This window comes from Oerskovia sp. 140933 (assembly GCF_059651515.1).
Genome location: NZ_JAMXIO010000041.1, coordinates 1 through 23,234, shown reverse-complemented (window position 1 = coordinate 23,234; position 23,234 = coordinate 1). Strand labels below are relative to the sequence as shown.

General features: G+C 73.0%; 13 protein-coding genes. 5 read left to right on the top strand and 8 right to left on the bottom strand.

Going from position 1 to position 23,234, the window contains the following annotated elements:
• Nucleotides 1-111 precede the first annotated feature (111 nt).
• On the top strand, nt 112-3,768 hold the full coding sequence (locus NHG27_RS16755; protein WP_497017050.1) for an ATP-binding cassette domain-containing protein: 3,657 nt from the start codon (nt 112-114) through the stop codon (nt 3,766-3,768).
• Between the two features lie 244 nt (nt 3,769-4,012).
• Complete coding sequence (pulA, locus tag NHG27_RS16750; protein WP_497017049.1) at nt 4,013-10,186, top strand: pullulanase-type alpha-1,6-glucosidase; 6,174 nt, start codon at nt 4,013-4,015, stop codon at nt 10,184-10,186.
• Nucleotides 10,187-10,235: 49 nt separating this feature from the next.
• Here pulA and NHG27_RS16745 read toward each other — a convergent pair whose 3' ends face one another.
• A complete protein-coding gene (locus NHG27_RS16745; RefSeq protein WP_497017048.1) occupies nt 10,236-11,219 on the bottom strand; it encodes an aldo/keto reductase in 984 nt (327 codons plus the stop codon).
• An 80-nt stretch (nt 11,220-11,299) separates the two neighbouring features.
• On the opposite strand from NHG27_RS16745, the gene pdxR reads away from it, so the two are divergent.
• Complete coding sequence (pdxR, locus tag NHG27_RS16740; RefSeq protein ID WP_497017047.1) at nt 11,300-12,910, top strand: MocR-like pyridoxine biosynthesis transcription factor PdxR; 1,611 nt, start codon at nt 11,300-11,302, stop codon at nt 12,908-12,910.
• Between the two features lie 124 nt (nt 12,911-13,034).
• Here the strand turns inward: pdxR and purU are convergent, their stop codons facing one another.
• Nucleotides 13,035-13,934 (bottom strand): formyltetrahydrofolate deformylase, encoded by a 900-nt coding sequence (purU, locus tag NHG27_RS16735; RefSeq protein ID WP_497017046.1) that lies wholly within the window; start codon nt 13,932-13,934, stop codon nt 13,035-13,037.
• A gap of 137 nt (nt 13,935-14,071) precedes the next feature.
• On the opposite strand from purU, the gene NHG27_RS16730 reads away from it, so the two are divergent.
• Nucleotides 14,072-14,590 (top strand): GNAT family N-acetyltransferase, encoded by a 519-nt coding sequence (locus NHG27_RS16730; protein ID WP_193718762.1) that lies wholly within the window; start codon nt 14,072-14,074, stop codon nt 14,588-14,590.
• Between the two features lie 112 nt (nt 14,591-14,702).
• On the opposite strand, the gene NHG27_RS16725 is transcribed toward NHG27_RS16730, so the two are convergent.
• The 6 genes from NHG27_RS16725 to NHG27_RS16700 all read right to left on the bottom strand — a co-directional run bounded on the left by NHG27_RS16725 (nt 14,703) and on the right by NHG27_RS16700 (nt 21,801).
• Nucleotides 14,703-15,629: a glycoside hydrolase family 16 protein gene (locus NHG27_RS16725; protein WP_497017045.1), complete on the bottom strand. Its 927-nt coding sequence runs from the start codon at nt 15,627-15,629 to the stop codon at nt 14,703-14,705.
• Nucleotide 15,630: 1 nt separating this feature from the next.
• Nucleotides 15,631-16,851, bottom strand: coding sequence for a glycoside hydrolase family 26 protein (locus NHG27_RS16720; protein ID WP_497017044.1), 1,221 nt, complete (start codon nt 16,849-16,851; stop codon nt 15,631-15,633).
• The gene (locus NHG27_RS16715; protein WP_497017043.1) at nt 16,851-17,219 is read right to left on the bottom strand and encodes an STAS domain-containing protein; all 369 of its coding nucleotides are present in this window, start codon (nt 17,217-17,219) and stop codon (nt 16,851-16,853) included. Before NHG27_RS16715 ends, NHG27_RS16720 begins: the two co-directional genes overlap by 1 nt.
• A complete protein-coding gene (locus NHG27_RS16710; protein ID WP_497017042.1) occupies nt 17,183-19,288 on the bottom strand; it encodes a glycosyltransferase family 2 protein in 2,106 nt (701 codons plus the stop codon). Before NHG27_RS16710 ends, NHG27_RS16715 begins: the two co-directional genes overlap by 37 nt.
• Before the next feature lie 406 nt (nt 19,289-19,694).
• A complete protein-coding gene (locus NHG27_RS16705; protein ID WP_193718765.1) occupies nt 19,695-20,462 on the bottom strand; it encodes an ATP-binding cassette domain-containing protein in 768 nt (255 codons plus the stop codon).
• A gap of 85 nt (nt 20,463-20,547) precedes the next feature.
• On the bottom strand, nt 20,548-21,801 hold the full coding sequence (locus tag NHG27_RS16700; protein WP_497017041.1) for an ROK family transcriptional regulator: 1,254 nt from the start codon (nt 21,799-21,801) through the stop codon (nt 20,548-20,550).
• A gap of 271 nt (nt 21,802-22,072) precedes the next feature.
• Here NHG27_RS16700 and chvE point away from each other — a divergent pair, with 271 nt between their 5' ends.
• Nucleotides 22,073-23,200, top strand: a complete 1,128-nt coding sequence (gene chvE / locus NHG27_RS16695) for a multiple monosaccharide ABC transporter substrate-binding protein (RefSeq protein WP_497017054.1) — start codon at nt 22,073-22,075, stop codon at nt 23,198-23,200.
• The last annotated feature ends 34 nt before the right edge of the window (nt 23,201-23,234 follow it).

Sequence of the window (23,234 nt, the reverse complement as noted above, 5' to 3'; positions counted from 1 at the left end):
TGGTTGCCTGACCAACCTCGGGTTCGGCACCGGGCTCGGGGTGCTCGGGGTGCTCGGGCGGCGGAAAATACCTGCGTGCGCGTCGGACCCTCGCCGTACGATCGGCGGGCCATGAGCGACGCACCCACCGGCACCCCGACCGGCCCAGACCCTGCCCCCGCCTCCCCGCCCGCGACCCCCTCGGACCCGTCCCGCCGCCTGGACTGGCGACGGCTGCGCGGCCCGCAGGCGGTCGTCGCGCTGCTCGCGCTCAGCGTGGGAGCGGTCGGTGCCGCGTTCGGCACCGTCGTCGCGGGGTGGCTCGCGCAGGACCCGACGACCGCGACGCTCCAGCTCCTCGCCGCGTGCGTGGTGGGCGCGGCGCTGCTCGACACGGTCGGGCAGGTGATCTGGGCGGGCGTCGTCGACCGTGCGGAGGGCCGCCTGCGCGGCGACCTGCTCTCCGCGGCCCTGCACCAGCCGCTCGCCACGCTCACCGAGCAGGCCGTGGGCGAGGTGCTCGACCGGGTCGACGACGACACCCACGCGGTCGGCACGCTCGTGCGGCGCCAGGCCTGGGGCGCAGGTCGCACGCTCGTCGGCGTGGTCCCCATGTGGGTCGTGGCCGGGCTCACGTGGTGGCCCGCGTGGATCCTCTTCCCCGTGCTCGGTGCGGTCGCCGCCGTGATCGTGCGCCCCATGCTCGGGGAGATCGCGCGCCGCAAGGTCGTCGAGGAAGCGGCCTGGACGGACCACGCGGCCTCGTTCGAGGAGGCCGTGGCCGCACGCGACGACCTGCGCACGAGCCTGGGCCAGTCGTTCGCGGTGCGGCGCCTCGCCGAGAGGTCGGCGCAGGTCCACCGGCGCTTTGAGGCCGTGCTGTCGGTCGAGTCGCACATGCTCCGGCGGGCCGGGCTCGTGCTCGCGTCGCTGCTCGCGGGCGTCGCCGTCGCAGGAGCCGCCCTCGCGGCTGACGGCCAGCTGGGCATCGACCGCCTGGTCACCCTCTTCCTGGTCACGTCGATGTTCGTCGGACAGACGGACAACCTGGTCCACCACCTCCCGGACATCCAGGAGGGCATCGGGGCGCTCACGCGCATCCGGCAGATGCTCTCGGTCGCCCCCGAGCCCGTGGGCGGGCGGGAGGTTCCCGCCGGGCCGGTCGGCATCGAGCTCCGGGACGTCCACTTCGCCTACGCCGAGGGCACGTTCGCCCTGGACGGCGTGAGCCTCCACGTGCCCGCGGGGGCGACCGTCGCGCTCGTCGGGCGCACGGGCTCGGGCAAGTCGACCCTCGCGTCGCTGTTGTCACGGGCGGTCGAGCCGCCGCGCGGCACGGTGCTCGTCGGCGGGGTGGACGTCCGTGACCTCGACCTGCAGGCGCTGCGTGCTGCCGTCGGGGTCGTGACCCAGCGGACCGAGATCCTCGCGGGCACGCTCGCGGAGAACGTCGCGCTCTTCGCCGACGTGCCCCGGGCCGCGATCGAGGACGCGGTGCGCGAGCTGCGCCTCGACGAGTGGGTGGCCGCCCTGCCGGACGGGCTCGACACGGTGCTCGGCCCCGGCGGGACGTCGCTCTCGGCGGGGGAGGAGCAGCTCGTCGCGTTCGCGCGCCTGCTGGTGCGCGACGTGCAGGTCGTCGTCCTCGACGAGGCCACGGCACGCATGGACCCGCTGACCGAGGCCCGGGTCGTGGCGGCCTCCGACCGGCTGCTCGCGGGGCGCACGGGAGTGCTCGTCGCGCACCGGCTCACGACGATCGAACGGGCCGGTCTGCTCGCGGTGCTCGACCGGGGGCGCGTCGTCCAGCAAGGCGACCGGGCTGCGCTCGCCCGCGTCGCCGGGCCCTACCGCGACCTGCTCGAGGCGAGCGTCGCGCAGGGAGGCCGCGCACCCTCCGCACCGGTGGACCGCGCCGCCGGCGAGGCGCGTCTCGGCGCGGCCGGCTCCGTCGCCGAGGCCGGCGCGGTGAGCGACGGGACCGCCTCGGTCCTCGTGACGGCGGTCGCGGCCGACGGGACGCGCCCTGCGGTGGCCCCGGACCCCGCGGACGAGGCCGTCGGCGGGCGCCGGCGGCTCGGCGCCCCGCCCGCCCTCGCCGACCCCGGGGACGGACCGAGCCTCGCGCGCGGCGTCCTGCACGCGCTGTTCGTGCGTCCGGCGTGGGGCGTCGCGGGGGCCGTGCTGTTCCTCGTGACGAGCCTGGTCTCGGCCCAGGGCGCGGTCACCGGCTTCCTCTGGGGGCACGCCGTCCAGGGGCTCGACGAGGGCTTCCCCGCGGGGCTGCTCGTGCCCTTCGCGGTGCTCCTCGTGGTCGCGCCGCTGTGCCTCGCGCGCGCCCTGTACGTCTACCCGCGCTGGTGGGTCGAGGTCCTGCTGCGCGTGCGCATGGCGGTCATGGCGGGCCAGACGCGCCAGCACCGGCTCACGTCCACGCCGCCGGGCGAGGTCGTGGCACGCGCCATGGACGCCGACCGCTTCGTGCGGTACGCCGACCGCTGGGTGGACCTGGTCAACGGGCTCGCCATCGCGGGTGTCACGGCCCTGCTCAGCAGGTCGTGGCTGGCCGGGGCCGTGCTCCTCGCGGTCATGGTCGTGTCGGCCGCCGCGTCGGCGCTCGGCCGACCCATCGCCGGCCGGTCGGCGACGAGGTCGTCGGCGGCCCGGGCCCGGTTCGGGCGCGCGCTCGTCTCGGCCCTCGACTCGGCGCGCTCGGTCAAGCTCGCTGCCCGGACGCCGCAGGTGCACGCGCACCTGCACACGGTCGACGCGGGCCGCGTGCGCGCGGCGATCTTCGAGCACCGCGTGCAGGCCGCGCTCGACGGCGTGCCGCTCGTCATGATCCAGCTCGGCGTCGTCGCGGCCTGGGCAGGTCTGCTGACGGGCACGTGGGACCTCGCGACCGCGCTCCTGGTCGCGAACGCCGTGAACGGGTTCGGCTGGTTCGGCGTGGTCGCCGGGGCCGTCGTGACCGAGGCGCCGGGGACCCGCTCGTGGCAGCGGGCGACGAGCCGGCTCGCGGCCGGGACCGACCTCATGGACCTTCCTCCGGGCGTCGACCTGCTCACGGGCGAGGCGCCCACGCCTGCCCCGGGGCAGCGCCAGGAGCTCGAGCTCCTGGAGCTCGCGGGCGTGAGCGCGTTGCACGACGACGGCACGATCGGTGTCCAGGGGGTCGACCTGACGGTCGAGCGCGGCGAGCTCGTGCTGCTCCTCGGGCAGGTGGGGGCGGGCAAGTCGAGCCTGCTCGCGGCGCTCGCGGGGCTGATGGAGCACACGGGTCACATCCGGTGGAACGGGACGGACGTCGAGGACGCCCAGACCTTCCTGCGTCCGGGCCAGGTCGCGCACGTCGCACAGGTCCCGCGGGTGCTCTCGGGGACCTTCGCCGACAACGTGCGGCTGGGGCACGAGCGCGAGGTCCGGGGGCCGGTCGCGGCTGCGCGCATGGAACGCGACGTGGTCGAGGCCGGGGGCCACGAGGCGCTCGTGGGCCACCGTGGTGTCCGGCTCTCGGGCGGCCAGGTGCAGCGGCTCGCGCTCGCTCGGGCGCTCGCGACCGACGCGGAGCTGCTCCTGGCGGACGACGTGTCGAGCGCTCTCGACGCCGCGACGGAGATCGAGCTGTGGTCGTCGTTGCGCGAGCGGGGGACCACGGTGATCGGCTCGACCTCGAAGCGTGCGGCGCTCGCCCGGGCGGACAGGGTCGTGGTGCTGCACGAGGGGGCGATCGCCGAGGTCGGCCCGTGGGTCGACCTGGCTCAGCGCTGGGGGCACCTCGCGGGCTGAGCGGCCGCGCCGCTGCGCTGTGTCGAACCCGAGGTTGGTCAGGCAACTCACGTGTGTTGCCTGACCAACCTCGGGTTCGTCGTCTCCGGGCGCCAAAACTCTTGCTGCAACTTTCAGCAAGCGCTACAGTCTGGGTCAGCCGGCGGCGGGGAGCGCCCGGCTCGGGAGACCACGTGGAGCGCGGAGGCTCGGTCACCCGGCGGTGCGTTCGCACGTCCGACTCCCCGGTGACAAGGGAGTCCTCATGCCATCACCTGCCCCGCGGCGGTCGTCCAGACCGCGTCGCACCACAGCCTCCCTGGCAGCGATATCGGTCGCGCTGACCGGGCTGACCGGATTCACGGCCGTCGCGAACGCGGCGCCCGGCCCCGCGACCGTCCGGGCCGCGGACGACGCACGGACGTTCGCGCTCGTCGGCAGCCTGCAGGACGAGGCCGGTTGCGCGGCGGACTGGGACCCTGCCTGCGCCGCGACCGAGCTCGCGCCGACCGGCACGGACGGCCTCTACGCGGCCGACCTCACGGTGCCCGCCGGCACCTACGAGTACAAGGTCGCCGTGAACGACTCGTGGGACGAGGCCTACGGTCTGAACGGCGGCGCGGACAACATCCCGCTCGTCGTCGGGGGTCCCACGACCCTGCGCTTCACGTTCGACGACGTCGCCAAGCGCGTCTCGCTCGCGCCCGTCGCGCTCGGGGGAGCCTACGACGAGGCGACCGACGCGGGGATCGTGACCGCTCCCGTGCGCCAGCCGGGCTCGGACGAGCAGTTCTACTTCGTCATGACCGACCGCTTCGCGGACGGCGACCCGACCAACAACGAGGCAGGCATCGCGGGCGGCGCGCTGCACTCGGGGTACGACCCCACGAACAAGGGCTTCTACCAGGGTGGTGACATCCAGGGCCTGCGCGACCAGCTCGACTACATCGACGGGCTCGGGACCACCGCGATCTGGCTGACGCCGTCGTTCAAGAACAACCCCGTGCAGGGCGAGGGCGAGAACGCCTCGGCGGGCTACCACGGCTACTGGGTCACGGACTTCACGCAGATCGACCCGCACCTGGGGACGAACGCCGAGCTCGAGGCCCTGATCGACGAGGCGCACGCCAAGGGCATCAAGGTCTACTTCGACATCATCACCAACCACACTGCCGACCTGATCGACAACGAGCAGAAGCAGTACTCGTACGTCGACCAGGCGACCGCGCCGTACAAGGACGCCGACGGCAACGCGTTCGACCCGGCCGACCACGCGGGCAAGGACACGTTCCCCGCGACGGACGCCGCGACGTCGTTCCCCTACACGCCCGTGGTGGCCGAGGACGCGAAGGACGCCAAGGTCCCCGCGTGGCTCAACGACACGACGCTCTACCACAACCGTGGCAACTCGACGTGGTCCGGTGAGTCCGTGACCTACGGCGACTTCGACGGCCTGGACGACCTCATGACCGAGAACCCGCGTGTCGTCGACGGGTTCGTCGACGTCTACCAGGGCTGGGTCGACCTCGGCATCGACGGCTTCCGCATCGACACGGTCAAGCACGTCAACTTCGAGTTCTGGGAGACCTGGACCACCGAGGTCCTCGACTACGCCCACTCGAAGGGCAAGGACGACTTCTTCATGTTCGGCGAGATCTACGACGCCGACGCCGCCAAGCTCTCGCCCTACGTGCGCAGGACGGACATGAACTCGGTTCTCGACTTCGCGTTCCAGTCCTCGGCCGCGAGCTTCGCGAGCGGCAACAGCGCCAAGGGCCTGTCCCAGCTCTTCGCGAGCGACGACATGTACACGACGCCCGACTCGTCGGCGTCGGCGCTGCCCACGTTCCTCGGCAACCACGACATGGGCCGCATCGGGTACCTGCTGCAGACCACGGGCGACGCGCAGCGTCGTGACGAGCTCGCGCACGACCTCATGTACCTCACGCGCGGCCAGCCGGTCGTCTACTACGGCGACGAGCAGGGCTTCGCGGGTGCGGGCGACGGCAAGGACAAGAACGCGCGGCAGTCGCTGTTCGCGACCCAGGTCGCCGAGTACGCGGACCAGAAGCTGATCACGGGCGAGACCGCCGGCAGCCAGGACCGCTACGACACCACGTCGCCGCTCTACACCCACATCGCCGAGCTCTCCGCGCTGCGCTCCGAGAACCCGGCCCTCGCGACGGGCGCCCAGATCGAGCGCTACACCGACTCGGGCGCGGGCGTCTACGCGTTCTCGCGCGTGGACCGCACCGAGAAGGTCGAGCACCTCGTGGGGCTCAACAACTCGACCGCGGCCAAGACGGTCGACTTCACCACGCTCACGCCCGGCGCGACGTACACGCCGCTCCACGGTGACGCAGACGCGGTCACGGCCGGTGCCGACGGCACGGTCTCGCTCACGGTCCCGGCCCTGGGCTCGGTCGTCCTGAAGGCCGACCGTACCGTGGGCGTCGAGTCCACGGGGGACGTCTCGGTGGCCGTACCGGCCGCGGGGGCGGGCCTCACCGGGGTCGCCCCGGTCGCCGCGGACGTCGACGACGCCGCGTGGTCCGAGACCAGCTTCGCGTGGCGCGTCGTCGGGTCGGACGAGTGGCAGGGGCTCGGCACGGCCGAGGACACCTCGCCGCGCGTCTTCCACGACGTGAGCGGTCTGGCCAAGGGCACGCTCGTCGAGTACCGCGCCGTGACGGTCGACGCCGACGGCGACCGCGCCGCGGCCTCGACGTTCGCCAGCGTGGGGAACTCGGTCAGCGGCGACGAGGAGGTCGAGCCCCCGACGGACATCGACCTCGTGACCGTCCCCGGCAGCCACAACTCCGAGATGGGGTGCGCGGGCGACTGGGCCCCCGGCTGCGAGGCCGCGAAGCTCACCAAGCGTGCCGACGGCGTCTACGCCGGCACGTTCGACATCGCGGCAGGGACCTACGAGTACAAGGTCGCGATCAACGGCTCGTGGGACCTCAACTACGGCGTGGGCGGCGCGAAGGACGGCTCCAACGCGACGTACACGACCGCGGGCGGTCCGGTGACGTTCTACTGGGACCCCGTCTCGCACGACTTCTCGAGCACGGCGCAGGGCCCGATCGTCACGGTCGCGGGCTCGTTCCAGGACCAGCTCGGCTGCGCGGCCGCGTGGTCCCCGGACTGCCTCGGTTCGTGGTTGCGCGACCCGGACGGTGACGGCGTCTACACGTTCACGACGTCGGCGCTCGCCACGGGCGCGTACGAGGGCAAGGTCACGCACGGCATGAGCTGGGCCGAGAACTACGGGGTCGGCGGCGTCAAGGACGGGCAGAACTACTCGTTCAGCGCGTCCGACGGCAAGTCGGTCACGTTCTCCTACGTCCTGGCGACGCACGTCCTCACGATCGAGGTCGCGGACCCGCCGCTGCCCGGGACCGGTCAGCAGGCCGCGCACTGGGTCACGAAGGACCTGGTCGCCTGGCCGCGCGAGCTGCTCGCGGGCGCCGACCCGGCGACGCAGGGCTGGACGCTGCACACCGCTCCGACGGGCGGCCTGAGCGTCGCCGACGGTGCGGTGGTCATCCCGGAGGGGGCGTCGACCCTGGGGCTGACCTACGACCCGGCCGGCCTGCCCGACGACGTCACGTCCGCCTTCCCGGCCCTCGCCGACGCGGTGGCTCTGCGGGTCACCGGTGCCGACGGCAAGCCGGTCTCGGTGGACGCGGCGACCGCCGCGCTCACGGGCCAGCTCCTCGTCGTCCAGCGCGGCGGCCCCGAGGCCGACGCGCCGCTCACCGCGGCCACCGGTGTCCAGGTCCCCGGCGTCCTGGACGACCTGTTCGCGGAGGGCGCGGCGGACCGCACGCTCGGTACGAGCATCCACAAGAACGGCAAGTGGGCCTCGTTCGCGCTGTGGGCTCCCACGGCCAAGAAGGTCACGCTCCTCGCGTGGCCCGCGAAGGGCGACGCGGCCGGCCTGAAGACCGAGGACGCACACCGGTACCCTGCCGAGCGTCAGTCCGACGGTACGTGGACGGTCGACGGCAAGGAGGCCGACAAGAAGTTCGGCTGGGTCGGGGCCAGGTACCTCTACGAGGTCGAGGTCTTCGTGCCGTCCACGGGCAAGGTCGAGACGAACGTCGTGACCGACCCGTACTCGCTCGGCCTCACGCTCAACTCGACGCACTCGGTCGTCGTCGACCTCGACGCGAAGGGCACGCAGCCCAAGGTGTGGAAGGAGACCGAGGCCCCCGTCGTCGAGCGGGCCGTCGACCAGACGATCTACGAGCTGCACGTGCGGGACTTCTCGATCGCGGACACCACGGTGCCGGCCGCCAAGCGCGGCACGTACCTCGCGTTCGGGGAGAAGAAGTCGGCCGGCATGAAGCACCTCGCGGAGCTCGCCGACGCGGGCCTGACGACGGTGCACCTGCTGCCGACGTTCGACATCGCGACGATCGAAGAGGACCGGGCAGAGCAGTCGGTCACCCCCGACCTGAGCGGCTTCGCGCCCGACGGTACCGAGCAGCAGGCGGCCGTGTCCGCGATCCAGGGCACGGACGGCTTCAACTGGGGCTACGACCCGCTGCACTTCTCGACGCCCGAGGGGTCGTACGCCGTCGACGCCGAGGGGTCCGCGCGCGTCGCGGAGTTCCGCACCATGGTCGGGTCGCTGCACCAGACCGGTCTGCAGGTCGTGCTCGACCAGGTGTTCAACCACACGGCGGCCAGCGGCCAGGACCCCAAGAGCGTCCTGGACAAGGTCGTGCCCGGCTACTACCACCGTCAGAACACGACGACCGGTGCGGTCGAGACCAGCACCTGCTGCCAGAACCTCGCGACCGAGCACGCCATGACCGGCAAGCTCATGGTCGACTCGGTCGTCACGTGGGCCCGCGACTACAAGGTCGACGGCTTCCGCTTCGACCTCATGGGGCACCACACGAAGCAGAACATGCTCGACGTCCGTGCGGCGCTCGACGAGCTCACGCTGAAGAAGGACGGTGTGGACGGCAAGGCCGTCTACCTGTACGGCGAGGGGTGGAACTTCGGGGAGGTCGCCGACAACGCGCTGTTCGAGCAGGCCACGCAGGGCCAGCTCGGCGGCACGGGCATCGGCACGTTCTCCGACCGCCTGCGCGACGCGGTCCACGGCGGGTCTCCCGTCGACGGGGCCTCGACGTTCACGCAGGGCTTCGGCACGGGGCTCGCGACCGACCCGAACGGGCAGCCCGCCCGGGCGGGGGAGCCGGGGACCGTGAACGACGGGTCGGCCGACGAGGTCGCGGCGCTGGGCCACGAGACGGACCTGGTCCGTCTGGGGCTCGCGGGCAACCTGCGCAGCTTCACGTTCACGACGTCGACGGGCGAGGCCAAGCGGGGCGACGAGATCGACTACCGGGGTGCGCCCGCGGGGTACGCGGACTCTCCCGAGGAGATCATCAGCTACGTCGACGCGCACGACAACGAGACGCTGTTCGACCTGCTGACCCTCAAGCTGCCGGCGGACACGTCGATGGCCGACCGGGTGCGCATGAACAACGTCTCGCTCGCCACGACGGCCCTGTCCCAGACGCCGTCGCTGTGGCACGCGGGCACCGACCTGCTGCGCTCCAAGTCGCTCGACCGCAACAGCTACGACTCGGGTGACTGGTTCAACGCGATCGACTGGACCGGCACGGACAACGGGTTCGGCAAGGGGCTGCCGCTTGCCGCGGACAACGAGGACAAGTGGCCTCTCATGGCGCCGCTCCTCGCGAACCCGGCGCTCAAGCCGACCGCCCAGGACATCGCGGCGGCCTCGGACAACGCGACGGACCTGCTGAGGCTGCGCTCCTCGACGGACCTGTTCCGCCTGGGCAGCGCGGACCTGATCAACCAGAAGGTCACGTTCCCCGACGCGGGGACCGGTCAGACGCCGGGCGTGATCGTCATGAGCATCGACGACACGATCGGTAAGGACGTGGACAAGAAGCTCGACGGCGCGCTCGTCGTCTTCAACGCCTCGCCCGAGCCGGTCACGCAGACGGTCGCGGGGCTGGCGGGCCGCCAGTACGCGCTCTCGCCCGTCCAGGCCGACGGTCACGACGACGTGGTCAGGGCGACCACGTGGGATGCCGCGACCGGCACGGTGACGGTCCCGGCGCGGTCGGTCGCGGTGCTCGTCGAGCCCAAGGCCTCGAAGGTCGAGCTCACGGCCACGGCGCGCACCCAGTGCCTCGCGGGCCGGGTCTCGGTCACGGTCAGCGCCGTCAACGCCGGGAAGGTGCCCGCGACCGTGACGGTCGAGTCGCCGTTCGGCACCAAGACCTTCACGGGCGTCCTGCCGGGCAAGTCCGCCCAGCAGACGTTCGCGACGCGCCAGGTCGCGGTCCCCGCCGCGACGGCCGGGGTCACGGGCACGGCGACGATCGACGGCAAGGAGGCTCGCACGGTCTACGACGTGTCGTACGACGCGCGCGACTGCTCATGATGTGACCCGAGGGTGCCGAACCCGACCGACCTCGGGTTCGGCACCCTCGTCAGACCGCGTCGAGCCGCGCCCGCACCTCCGCGTCGAGGTCGAGGTCCGCGGCGCCGAGCAGCTCGTCGAGCTGTGCGACCGTGCTGGGCCCGATCACGGGGATCACCGGCACCGGACCGCCGAGCAGCCACGCGAGCGCGACCTGGTTCGGCGTCGCGCCGACCTGCCGCGCGACGTCGTGCAGCACACGCCGACGCTCGAGCGACGTCGGGTGCCCGTAGCCCTCCCACAGCTCCTTGTCGTCGCGCACCATGGCCCCCTGCAGGAGCGGCGAGTAGGCCGTGACCGCGAGCGGCGGGCGCTCGTCGCTCCCCGTCGAGCGTGCGTAGTCGAGCAGCTCGGGCGAGGCCCAGTTGTGCCGGTCGGGGTCGGGGGTCGGGTAGAGGTAGCTGAGCTGCTCCTGGACCAGTCCGTACGGCGCGACCCCTTGGCGCAGGGCCTCCTCGCGGGCCTCGACCACGCGCCACGCCGCGACGTTCGAGATCCCCGAGATGCCGACGACGCCCTCTGCCTGGAGCTTGCCGAACGCGCCGACGGTCTCCGCGAGCGGGGTGTCCAGGTCGTCGACGTGCCCGTAGAGGACGTCGAGCCGGTCGACGCCCAGGTGGCGCAGGCTCTCGTACGCCTCCCGCGCGACGGTCTCGGCCGCCAGGCCCTGGAAGTTGGTCGGGGGAGTGTTGGACAGCGGCAGCGCGGGATCCTTCTTGGCCGCGCCGAGCTTGGTCGCGATGCGGACCTGGCCCCGCGCCCCGCGGCTCGTGAGCCAGCGGCTGATCAGGTCCTCGCTGTCGCGCCCCTGCCCGCCTGCCCAGTAGCTGTAGTTGTTGGCCGTGTCGAGGAACGTCCCTCCGGCCTCGACGTAGCGGTCGAGGATCGCGAACGAGGTCTCCTCGTCCGTCAGGGTGCCCATGTTCATGGTGCCGAGGCACAGCGTGCTGACGTCGAACGACGTCCGGCCGTCGCCGAGGGTGCGGTAGCGCATGGTGGTCTCCTGCGAAGAGTGCGACTGGTTGACGTCCTCCACGCTAGAAGGCGAGCGGCCTGGGTGTACGGTCCATTGACATGGCAGTCGACCGGACCAATTCGCCCCGCCGCGGGACGAGCGCGCCCCGTCCGCCTCGTTGGTCCGTCCCGGACCGCCCCGGCCCGACGACGGCGCTCGCCTGGGAGACGATCCTCGACCTGGGCGAGGGGCCGGGGCCGCTCCATGCCCGGCTCGGGGACGCGGTGCGGGCGGCCGTCCACGCGGGAAGAGTCCCGCCCGGCGCCGCCCTGCCGCCGAGCCGCGTGCTCGCCGAGACCCTGGGGACCTCGCGCTGGGTCGTGACCGAGGCCTACGGCCAGCTCGTCGCCGAGGGGTTCCTCGAGTCCCGGACGGGGTCCGGGACCCGGGTGGCGCCCACGGCCCGGGTCGACGTGCGGACCGGTCACACCCCGCGGGAGGGTGACGGACCGCGCCCCCTCGCCGGTGCCACCGTCGGCCCGGGCGAGCGGACCGAAGCCCCGGTGACGGGTGCGGGGACCTGCGCGACGCCGTCGGGCCGGGGGAGCGGTGCCCGGGCGCCGTACGACCTGGGGCCCGGAGTGCCCGACCTGCGGCACGTGCCGCGCACCGCCTGGGTCCGTGCGCTGCGCGAGGCCCTCGCCGAGGCTCCCGATGCCGACCTCGCCGCCCCCGACCGAGCCGGCCATCCCGCGACGCGGGTGGCGCTCGCGGCCTACCTCGCCCGGGCCCGGCACGTGCGTGCGGGCGCGGGCGACGTCGTCGTGACCCACGGCGCCGACGACGCGATGCGGCGGATCGCCGGCGCGCTGCACCGGGCCGGGCACCGGGCGCTCCTCGTCGAGGACCCGAGCTGGTCGCGCCTGCGCGAGACGTCCGCGGCCGCCGGGCTCACGCCCGTGCCCGTGCCGGTCGACGAGGACGGGATCGACCTCGACGCGCTCCTCGCGGCGTCGCGCCGAACGGGGGCGCGCGCCGTGCTCGTGACGCCCGCCCACCAGTTCCCCACAGGTGCCGCCCTGCCGCCGGGGCGCCGGGAGGCCCTCGTGCGCTGGGCGCGTGACGTCGACGGCGTGGTCGTCGAGGACGACTACGACGCCGAGTTCCGTTACGACCGCCGCCCCGTGGCCGCGATGCAGGGGCTCGCGCCCGACAGGGTCGTGCTGCTGGGGTCGCTCAGCAAGACGATGTCCCCCGCGTTCGGGCTCGGGTGGGCGGTGCTGCCGCCGGGGTGGCGGGACCAGGTCGTCGACCGGGGCGGCGCCGGGCCGTCGACGATCGACCAGCTCGCGCTCACCCGGTTCCTGGTCTCGGGCGCGTACGAGCGGCACCTGCGCGCCGCGCGCGGGCGGTTCCGCCACCGCCGCGAGGCGCTCGTGGCCGCGCTCGGGTCCGCGCTGCCGGGGGCGGGCGTCACGGGGATCGCCGCGGGCATGCACGCCGTGGTCACGCTGCCGCCCGGCGTCGTCGCCGCGGACGTGGTGCGGGAGGCGGCGCTGCGCGAGGTGAACGTCGCGGCGATCGAACGCTACCGGGCGACGGCCGCGCCGACGCGGGAGGACGGGCACGACCGGCTCGTCGTCGGGTACGGCAACCTCGCGGACGCGCGCGTCGAGGAGGCGGTGGCCCGGCTCGCGGCCGCGGTGCGGGCCGCAGGGCGGGGTCGCTAGGCGCCGAGCGCGGCAGCGGCACGCCGGCTCGCGCGGCGGCTGCACCGAGCGTGCAGCCCAGGTCGTCGAACCAGGCTCAGGACAGCACGGGCTGCACTCTCGACGCGCGTCGGCGGGGGCGGGGTCAGCGGAAGACGATCGTGCGGTGCCCGTCGAGCAGCACGCGGTGCTCGGCGTGCCAGCGAACGGCCCGCGCGAGCGTCCGGCGCTCGACGTCCTCACCCAGGGCCACGAGGTCCTCGACCGCCCGCGAGTGGTCGACGCGCTCGACGTCCTGCTCGATGATCGGCCCCTCGTCGAGGTCGCCCGTGACGTAGTGCGAGGTGGCGCCGATGAGCTTGACGCCGCGGTCGTGCGCCTGGGCGTAGGGGCGGGCGCCCTTGAAGCTCGGCAGGAACGAGTGGTGGATGTTGATGACCTGGCCGGAGAGCTCACGGCACAGCTCGTCCGACAGGATCTGCATGTAGCGCGCGAGCACGACGAGCTCGACGTCGAGCTCGGCCACGAGCTCGCGCAGGCGGTCCTCCGCGGCGGCCTTGGTGTCGCGCGTGACCGGCACGTGGTGGAAGGGCTTGCCGTAGAACGCGGCGATGTCCTCGAGGTCGCGGTGGTTGCCCACGACGCCCACGACCTCGATCGGCATACCCTGCGAGCGCTCGCGGTACAGCAGGTCCACGAGGCAGTGCGCGGCCTTGGACACCATGACGAGCGTCCGCACGCGCCGCCCGACGACGTCGAGGTTCCACGTCATGCCGAACGCCTCCACGACGGGGGCCAGGGCGGCCTCGAGCTCCTCGCGAGACGCGGCCGACTCGACCTGGACCCGCATGAAGAACAGCCCTGACAGCGGGTCGCCGAACTGCTGCGACTCGGTGATGTTGCCGCCGTGCTCGGCGAGCGTCCCGGTGACGGCGTGGACGATCCCCGGACGGTCCGGGCAGGACAGCGTGAGGACCCAGTGGGTGGGGCTGGACGCCACGGGCGCGCCCGTGGCGGCGGCGTTCGACGAAGGGGTGCTGGACACGGTCCCAGGGTAGCCCGGGCCCGCGCCTGGTCCCGGACCCGTCCAGGGGGCGGGGCCGGGGACGGCCCCGTGAGACGGCCACGGTTCCACCCACGGACGTGCACGTCGGCACCGCCCGTTTCTGACACGATGGGACCATGACCGACACGCCGATGACCATGGACCTCGTCACGGAGGAGCACGCGGGCGAGCTCCTCACGCTCCGCCGGGCAGCGTTCGTCACCGAGGCGCAGCTCTACGGGGACCCCAACATCCCGCCGCTGACGCAGACGCTCGCCGAGCTCAAGGCCGACCTGGCGACCAAGGGCGTCATCACGCTGGGGGCGTGGCAGGGTCCGCGCCTGGTCGGGTCGGTGCGCGTCGAGCTCGAGGGCGGCAAGGCCACGCTCGGCCGGCTCGCGGTGGCCCCGGACCTGCAGGGGCGCGGGATCGGCACGCAGATGCTGTTCGCGGTGCTCCCGCACCTGCCGGAGGAGACCACGGAGATCTGGGTCTTCACGGGCAAGGACTCCAAGCAGAACCTCGAGCTGTACACGCGTCACGGCTACGAGGAGCAGTACGACAAGGCCGCGGGCGACCTCACGTACACCTACCTGCGCCGCATCCTGGGCGAGGCCGAGGCACGCAACGCGAGCGACGCCGTCGGGCAGGACTGAGACCCCACGCGTGCGAGGCGCGTCCCCCTCGGGGGGCGCGCCTCGCTGCGTCCCCACGGCCCGACGGCGCAGCGCGCCCCCGTGGGCAGGCGTCGCGCGGGTGCCACGAGGCTCAGGGCGTCCCGCCCGCCTCCCACGCGTACGCCCGGACGTGGTCGACGACCATGCGCGCGGGCAGCGGGGTGCTCTCGTCGGGCGGGCCGGGCCAGTCACCGCCGACGGCGAGGTTGAGGAGCAGGAAGAACGGGTCGTCGAACACCCAGGGATCGCCGCCCGTGTCGTCGGGGGTCCGGCGTGAGTACTCGACGCCGTCGACGTACCAGGTGATCGCTCCCGGCGCCCAGTCGACCGTGAAGGTGTGGAAGCCGTCCGCGAACCGCTCGCCGTCGGGGAGGGTGGTCGACGCGTGGATCGCGTCCGCGCCCGAGTACCCGGGACCGTGCAGGCTGCCCCACACCGTGCCCGGTTCCTTGCCCACGTTCTCCATGACGTCGATCTCGCCGCTCGCGGGCCACGGCTCGGACCCGAAGATGTCCTGCCCCAGCATCCAGAACGCGGGCCACGTCCCCTGCCCGCCCGGGATCCTGAGGCGCGCCTCGAAGCGGCCGTGCTGCTGGGCGAAGCGGTCCGCCGTGATGAGCCGGGCAGACGTGTACTCGCAGCGTCCGTAGTGGCACCGGTAGTCGGCGGGGTTCTCCCGGCGGGCCGTGATGACGAGGTGGCCCTCGCCGTCGGTCGAGGCGTTGCTCGGGCTGTCGGTGTAGTACTGCAGCTCGCCGTTGCCCCACCCGCTGCCGCCCGTCTCGAGGCGCCAGCGGGCGGGGTCCGGCGGGACGCCGGCCGCACCGTCGAACTCGTCGGACCAGGTCAGGGGCCCCGGCGGTGGCCCCATGACGGGCGCCGCCGACACGGGGTCCGAGCCCGACGGCCGGACGGCGGTCGCCACCAGGGCGCACAGGCCCGCGACGACGACCGCGGCGACGAGCAGGAGGGCGCGGTGCGGTGCCCGGGGCGAGGCTGGGTGCAGGGTCGCTCGCACGTCACTCCTCGCAGGTCGAGACGTCCTCGGCGTAGCGCAGCCACGACGGGAGGTCGGCGACGAACGCGTCCCGCACGTCCGGCGCCCCCGCGGCCCGCCAGTCGACGCCGTCGTCGATCTCGATCTCGTACTTGTCCCACTCGAACCAGTTGACCATCTTGAGCTGCGGGAACCGTTCGTGGGTCTCGGACGAGAACACCTGGCGCCACCAGGCCCGCTTGATGTCGAGCTCGGCGGCACCGCCTCGCGAGGGCGTGTAGATCGCGGCGGTCTCCGGGACGGCCACCGGGTGGTCGTGCTCGACGCCGTACACCGTGTAGAAGTCCGGCACCGCCGCGTCGTCCCCGGCCGTGCCCACGTACGTGCCCGTGAGCATCGCGAGGAACTTGCCGTCCTCGGGGACCTCGTTGTTGCCCCACGGGCGCTGGTTGCCCCAGTGGTACAGCGAGACCCCGACCCAGTCCACGGCGTCGTCCCCGGGAAAGTACGGGAGATAGCTGTCGTCCGACATGGTGACCGACCCGTCGCCGTCGGTGTCGAGCGCCGCGTAGTCGACCGACCCGGCGAGCGCCGCGAACTGCCCGCCCGTGAACGGGTACCCGCCGCCGTAGTTGGGCGCCCACATCATGGCCGTGCCCGGCGCCTCGGCGTGGACCGCGGCCGCGACCCGACGGAACGTCTCGACGTACGCCGTCGGCTGCTGGCCCCACGCGTACCACGACCCGTTCATCTCGTGCGCGAACCGCAGCACGACCGCGACGCCCTGCTCGTTGACGTCCCGCAGGTCCTCGGCGAGCGTCGCGATCACGTCGTCGCTCATGGCCGCGAGCCCCGCGTGCGGCTCGAGGGTCAGGAGCAGCACACCCCCGTTGGCCTTCATCTGGGTGACCGCGCTGACCGTGTGCTCCCAGGTCGCCCGGTCGTAGGGGACGTCGGAGAACTGCACCGCGACCGCCGGGGCGTGCCCCAGGTTCGTCCGGTGCTCCTCGAGGGTCTCGGCCGCCCAGTCGAGGTTGACGCCCAGCAGCGTGCCGTCGTCGGGCACGACCCCGGCCGCGTCCGCCGTGCAGGCCTCCGCCACGGACGCGTCCGGCGAGGCGCTCGGCCCGGCCACCGCGAACCCCGCACCGACCGCCCCGACGCCCAGCAGCATGACCACGACGGGGGTCACGACGCCGGGGCGCCGGCGCCGCCCGCCGGAGCCGGGCAGGTAGAACGTCATCAGGAGGCCCGGGGCGCGAGGAGACCGCGCGCCTCGTCGTGGCCGCCGTAGATACGCGCCACCGCGTCGAGGCCCAGCATCGTGAAGGCGTGCTGCAGAGCCGCCGAGGCGCCGTGGAGGCGCAGGTCGCCCCCGCGTGAGCGGGCCACGCGCAGCAGGTCCAGGAGGCCCGCGACGCCCGACGGCGACACGCCGTCGACCCCCGAGACGTCGAGCAGGACGAGGACCGGGCCGTCGGCCACGGCCGAGGCGACCGGTGCGCGCAGGGACAGGACCGCGGCGGCGTCGAGCCGCCCGCCGGACGGGAGATCGACGTTCGTGACGGGGTGGGTCAGGGTGAGGTCGGGTGCGCTGACGAACGAGGCCATGGGGAGCTCCTGGGGACGTTGCGGACGGTGAGGTCGAGCGAGAGAGGCGTCGGGTCGAGGAGAGCCGCGCGGTCGTCGCCCGCCGCAGCACCGACGGCGACGCCGTCAGGACGGTCGAGCGCGTCGCCCACGGCCTGGGCAGCGAGGAGCGCGACGGACGGGGGAACCGGGTCCACGACGGCACCGGGACCCGTGTACCGCGCTGCACGCAGCGCGGCGGACAGGAGGGCCAGGTCGACCGCGACCCAGCCCAGGGTCAGGAACGTCGCCGGCGCCGAGGCCTCGCCCGCGACCATGCGGGCCACCCCGACCGCCGAGGCCACGAGCAGGACCACGGTCACGACGACCTGCGGCAGCACGTGCCGGAAGCCCGTGCCCGTCGCCTGCTTGGTCTTCGACGTGACCGAGAAGGCGACGTGCCGACCGAGGAACACCGCGGACGCCCCGGACAGCGTCGCCGCGATCCACGTGGGGAACAGCGCGAAGGACATCTGCTGCCCGCGCCACAACCCCCGGCTGCCCCGGCCCGAGACCTGGAACAGGAGCTGGCACGCGACGAAGAACGGGAGGAAGTGCAGGAAGAACAGGGTGGGGTCGGCGTGCAGCGGGAAGACGCCCGCCGTCAGGAAGAGCACCGGCGCGGCCAGGTACACCAGCGCCGTGAACCCGCTCAGGTAGCTCGTCATGGTGCCCAGGTACATGAGCCGCTGGGCCAGCGAGAGCCCCCGGACCAGCAGCGGGTTGTCCCGGAAGAACACCTGCATGGAGCCCGTCGCCCAGCGCAGCCGCTGCGACAGCGCCGTCCCGACGTCCTCGGGAGCCAGCCCCCGGACCAGCACCTCGTGGTGGTAGACGCTCGTCCACCCCATCGCGTGCAGGTGCATCGCGGTCGCCATGTCCTCGGTGATGGTGGTCGTGTCGAGCGGGTTGATCGTCAGCGCCTGGTCCGTGCGGGCCACGTCGACCAGCTCGAGGACCCCGTCGAGCTCGCGCAGCAGGTCGCCCGCGACGTCCTCGGGCAGGGGCCGGGGGACCGGTGCCGACGTCGACCGGCCCGGGTCGCTCCCGGCCGGCGCCCCCGGGGTCCGCGAGGTGCGTGCCGGGGCGAGGGCCGACGCGAAGGCCGACCGGAGCTCCGCGGTGATCTCGGCGAGCACGTCGCCCCGCCGGAACTGGCCCTCGGCCCGGCGCACCGCGGCCAGCGCCTGCTCGGCCACCGGCATGGCAGCGGGCTCGCGCACCGCGAGCTGGCTCAGGAGGTCCTGGAGCCGCGACCGACCCGCCCGCAGCGCGGCGCGCATCGACCCGCGCGCGTCCCGGGAGAACCGGGTCAGCCCCAGCGCCATGAGCGCCTCCCGGCGCAGCACCGCGTTCGAACCGCAGAAGAACGCGGCCCCCCACCCGTCCTTGCCCTGCTGGATCGGGCCGTAGAACAGCTCGGCCTGCGTGCCCAGCGGGTCGTTCGGCGGCACGTTCCAGAAGTGCTGCGGCGTCTGGACGAACGCGACCTCCTCGTCCTCGAAGTACCCCAGGACCCGGTCGAGGAACCGCGGCTCGGGCACCTGGTCGGCGTCGAGGATCGCCACGAGGTCACCGCTCGTGCGGAACAGCGCGTTGTTGACGTTGCCCGCCTTGGCGAACCGCGGTCGCCCCTCCCACTCGGGACCGCGCGTGACGTACCCGACGCCCACCCGGGACGCCGCGACCTCGAGCTCCGTCCGGTTGCCGTCGTCGAGGATCCACGTCGCGTGCGGGTAGGTCATGTCGCGCGCCGCGATCGCGGTGCGCAGCACCAGGTCCACGGGCTCGTCGTACGTCGTGACGAACACGTCGACGCTCGGGCCCTCGGGCGCCGGGGGAGCGGGCGCGCGCCGTCTCGCGTTCCACATGGTCAGGGCGTACAGCACGGTCTCGCCCAGGCTGTACGTCTCGGCCAGGACCAGGGGGACCGCGACCCACCACGCGTCCCACGCCACCGTGCCCGTCCACCGCCACCCGATGTAGACGAGGCCGAAGGCCACCGCGACCACGGCCAGGACCCGGACCGCGGCCAGTCTGCTGCTACCCATGCGTACCTCCGCCGGACGACGTGCGACGACGAGACAGATCGGGTCGACGGGCGGCACGGTGCGCGCACGACGGCTCGGGAGCGGCGGCGGCGATGACGTCGGGACGGGCAGTGACACCCCTGCGTGCCTGTCACGACGACCGGTGGTCCGGTGGAGCGGGACCTCCTGCGGTGTCGTGCTCCGAATCTAGAGCGGGTGAAGTCCGCGGGGAAGCCGTACGGTGCCCGGTATGCGCGCTCCGTCCGATGTGCGCCCACATCTCCACACGTCGGCAACCCGGTGGTAACGCGAGGTCGCACGGGCTGACGCCGCGTTCACGCGGACGTCACGCGCGGTGCTCGCGGACGTGCGGCGCTCGGGCCCGTACGGCGCTCGCGGACGTGCCCGACGGCTCGTGCACGGGCCGTCAGGCCAGGCGCGCCACCCGGCGCGGGGCGGCGACCGCTCCCGTGATCGCCGCGATGATCTCCTCGTAGCTCGTGCCGGGACCGGAGAACGAGCCGTTGTTGCGCCCGTGGCGCAGCACCTCGATCCGGTCCGCGACCGCGCGCACGTCGGTCATGTTGTGGCTGATGAGGACCACGGCGTGGCCCAGGTCGCGCAGGCGCTCGATGTGCGTGAGGACCTCGGCGGTCTGCGACACGGACAGCGAGGCCGTGGGCTCGTCGAGCACCACGATGCGCGGGGCGCCCAGGAGCGTGCGGGCGATCGCGACGCTCTGGCGCTGCCCGCCCGACAGGTCGGAGACGAGCGTGCGCACCGAGGGGATGCGGGACGTGAGGTCGCGCAGGATCCGGCGCGCGTTCTCCTCCATCGCGGCCTCGTCGAGGCGCGGTCCGTGCCGCAGCTCGCGCCCCAGGTAGAGGTTGGACACGACGTCGAGGTTGTCGCACAGCGCGAGGTCCTGGAAGACCGTCGCGATGCCGAGCGCGTGCGCGGCCGCCGGGTTCGGGATGGTGACGGGGACGCCGTCGGACTCGATGATGCCCGCGTCCGGGGTCAGGACGCCCGCGATGACCTTGGCGAGAGTCGACTTGCCGGCGGCGTTGTCGCCGACGAGGGCGACGACCTCGCCGCGGTGCACCTCGAGGTCGATCCCCTCGAGGGCGCGGACGGCGCCGAAGGACTTGTCGATGCCGTGCAACGACAGGGCGGGGAGGGTGGGGCTGCTCACGTCGTGTCACCTGTTCGTGCTCGGGCGTCCGAGGACGCCGTCGTGCCCGCCACGTCGTCGTGGCGAGGCGTTGCTGCGGTCGTGGTCATGGGCGGTCCCCCTGCGAGGCGGGGCCCTGGTCCCCGGCGGCGACGACCCCCAGGGGGCCCGGCGCTCCCGGCGCGAGGCGTACGTCGCTCGCGACGTCGGTCGACTGCAGGGCGAGCGCGAGCGCGCCCATGACCTCGGCGCGGGCGCCGAGCTCGGAGAGCACGACCTCGACCGGCGCGATCGTGTTGGGGACGAGGTGGCGCCGGAGCGCGTCGCGCAGCGGACCGGCGAGGATCTCCCCGGTCTCGGCGAGCTCGCCCCCCACGACGACGACCTGGGGGTTCATGGCGCTCGCGAGCGTCGCGACCGCGATGCCGATGCGGTCTCCCGCGTCCGCGACCACGCGCCGGCACCCCGGGTCACCGTCGAGCGCGCGGGCGATGACGTCGCGCAGCGTGAGGTCGCCGTGGCTCGTGCGCAGCAGGTCGAGCAGGGCGTTCGAGCCCACGACCGTGTCGAGGCAGCCCCGGTTGCCGCAGCGGCAGATGGGGCCCGCGGGGTCCACCTGGATGTGCCCGATCTCGCCCGCCGTGCCCGCGTAGCCGCGATGGACGTTCCCGCCGACGACGACGCCGGCCCCGGTCCCGTACGAGACCCGCACGAACACCGAGTCGCGGTAGGCGCGTGCGGCGCCGAGCTCGGCCTCGGCGAGAGCTGCGAGGTTGGCGTCGTTGTCGACGACGACGGGGCGTGCCAGGCGCTTGGACATGACCTGGCCGACGTGCAGGTCGTCCCACCCGCGCATGACGCCGCGCACCGAGATCATCCCCGTCGAGATGTCGACGGGGGCGGGGAGGGCCATGCCGACCGTCAGGAGCTCGTCGGTCGAGGCGCCGACACGTTCCAGGAGGTCCATGACGAGCAGCGCGGCACGGTCGAGGCCCGTGTCGACGCGGTGGTCCACGGGCAGCGGCATCTGCTGCTCGGCGACGATCGTGCGCCCGAAGTCGCCCAGCGCGACCTTGAGGTGGCGGTGGCCGAACTGGATGCCGGCGACGAGGCCGAGCTGACGTGCGAGGGTCACCTTGAGCGCCCGGCGACCCGAGCGGGAGGTGGGTCGGGTGTCGACGACCCCTGCCTGGGTCAGCTCCTTGACGATGGTGGAGACCGTCGCGGTGGACAGCCCCGTGGCCTCGGCGAGCTCGACCTGGGTGAGGCCGCCGTAGCGTTTCACCGCATCCACGATGCGTGTTCGGTTCGCTTCTCGGAGTGAGGTCTGCGAGCCGGGCGTGGACCGGTCGTTGTTCACAGGCAGCAGAGTACACGCTGGTGAAGGCCGGAGAATCGGTGCGACACGGCGGTTCCTGACCGCCGGCGGCGTGGCATCGCTCCCACTCTGTGTTTGAGTCTCGAACACAATTAGGTCACGAACTGGTTACTGCGCTTGACGCTCTAACTCAAGGCTGGCTAGTTTCGCTGCAGTGCCGACCGAGGCGACGCGGACCCGTTCCGCGGCTCGGAGGCATCCCGGGTCTCACAGCCGAGGCCCGCCCCTGGTTCGAAGACGAAAGGGAATGACGATGACGTCTATGCGCAAGGCGGTCGCGGCCGCTGCCGGAGTGACTCTGCTGTTCGGTGCCCTCACGGCCTGCAGCTCCGAGCGTTCGGGTGGGGAGTCCGGTGGCGACGAGACCGGAGGCGGCGACACGCCCCTGATCGGCATCGCGATGCCGACCCGGAGCCTCGAGCGCTGGAACAACGACGGGGCCCACCTCGAGGAGCTCCTCGCCGGCTCGGGCTACGAGACCACGCTGCAGTACGCGGACAACAAGGTCGACCAGCAGATCACCCAGCTCCAGAACATGATCAACCAGGGCGCCGACGTCCTGGTGATCGCCTCGATCGACGGCACGGCCCTCGGCCCGGTCCTCGACGCCGCGGCCAAGGAGGAGATCCCGGTCATCGCGTACGACCGCCTCATCAACGACTCCGAGCACGTCGACTACTACGCGACGTTCGACAACGAGAAGGTCGGCACGCTCCAGGGCGAGTTCATCGTCGAGACGCTCGGCCTCGAGAGCAACGCCGGTCCGTTCAACCTCGAGCCCTTCGCCGGGTCGCCCGACGACAACAACGCCCGCTTCTTCTTCAAGGGTGCCTGGGACGTCCTGACCCCCTACGTCGAGTCGGGCCAGCTCGTCGTGCCCTCGGGCAAGGCGCCCGCCACGGTCGACGACTGGACCACGATCGGCATCCAGGGCTGGGAGTCCGCCAAGGCCCAGTCCGAGATGGAGAACCGCCTCAACTCGTTCTACACGGACAAGAAGGTCAACGTCGTCCTGTCGCCCAACGACTCGCTCGCGCTCGGCATCGAGCAGGCGCTCGAGGGCAGCGGCTACGCGGTCGGCGCGGGCTGGCCGCTCGTCACGGGCCAGGACGCCGACGAGGCCAACGTCAAGAACATGCTCGCGGGCAAGCAGGCCATGACGGTCTGGAAGGACACCCGTACGCTCGGCGACCAGGTCGCCAAGATGGTCGGGCAGATCGTCGAGGGCGAAGAGGTCGAGGTCAACGACACCGAGACCTACGACAACGGCGTCAAGGTCGTGCCGTCGTTCCTCCTCGACCCGCAGGTCGTCACCGCGGACACCGTCCAGACGTCGCTCGTCGACTCCGGCTTCTACACGGCCGACAAGCTCGGCCTCTGACCCGACGTGGCGTGCCCGGCCCCGGGGCACCGTT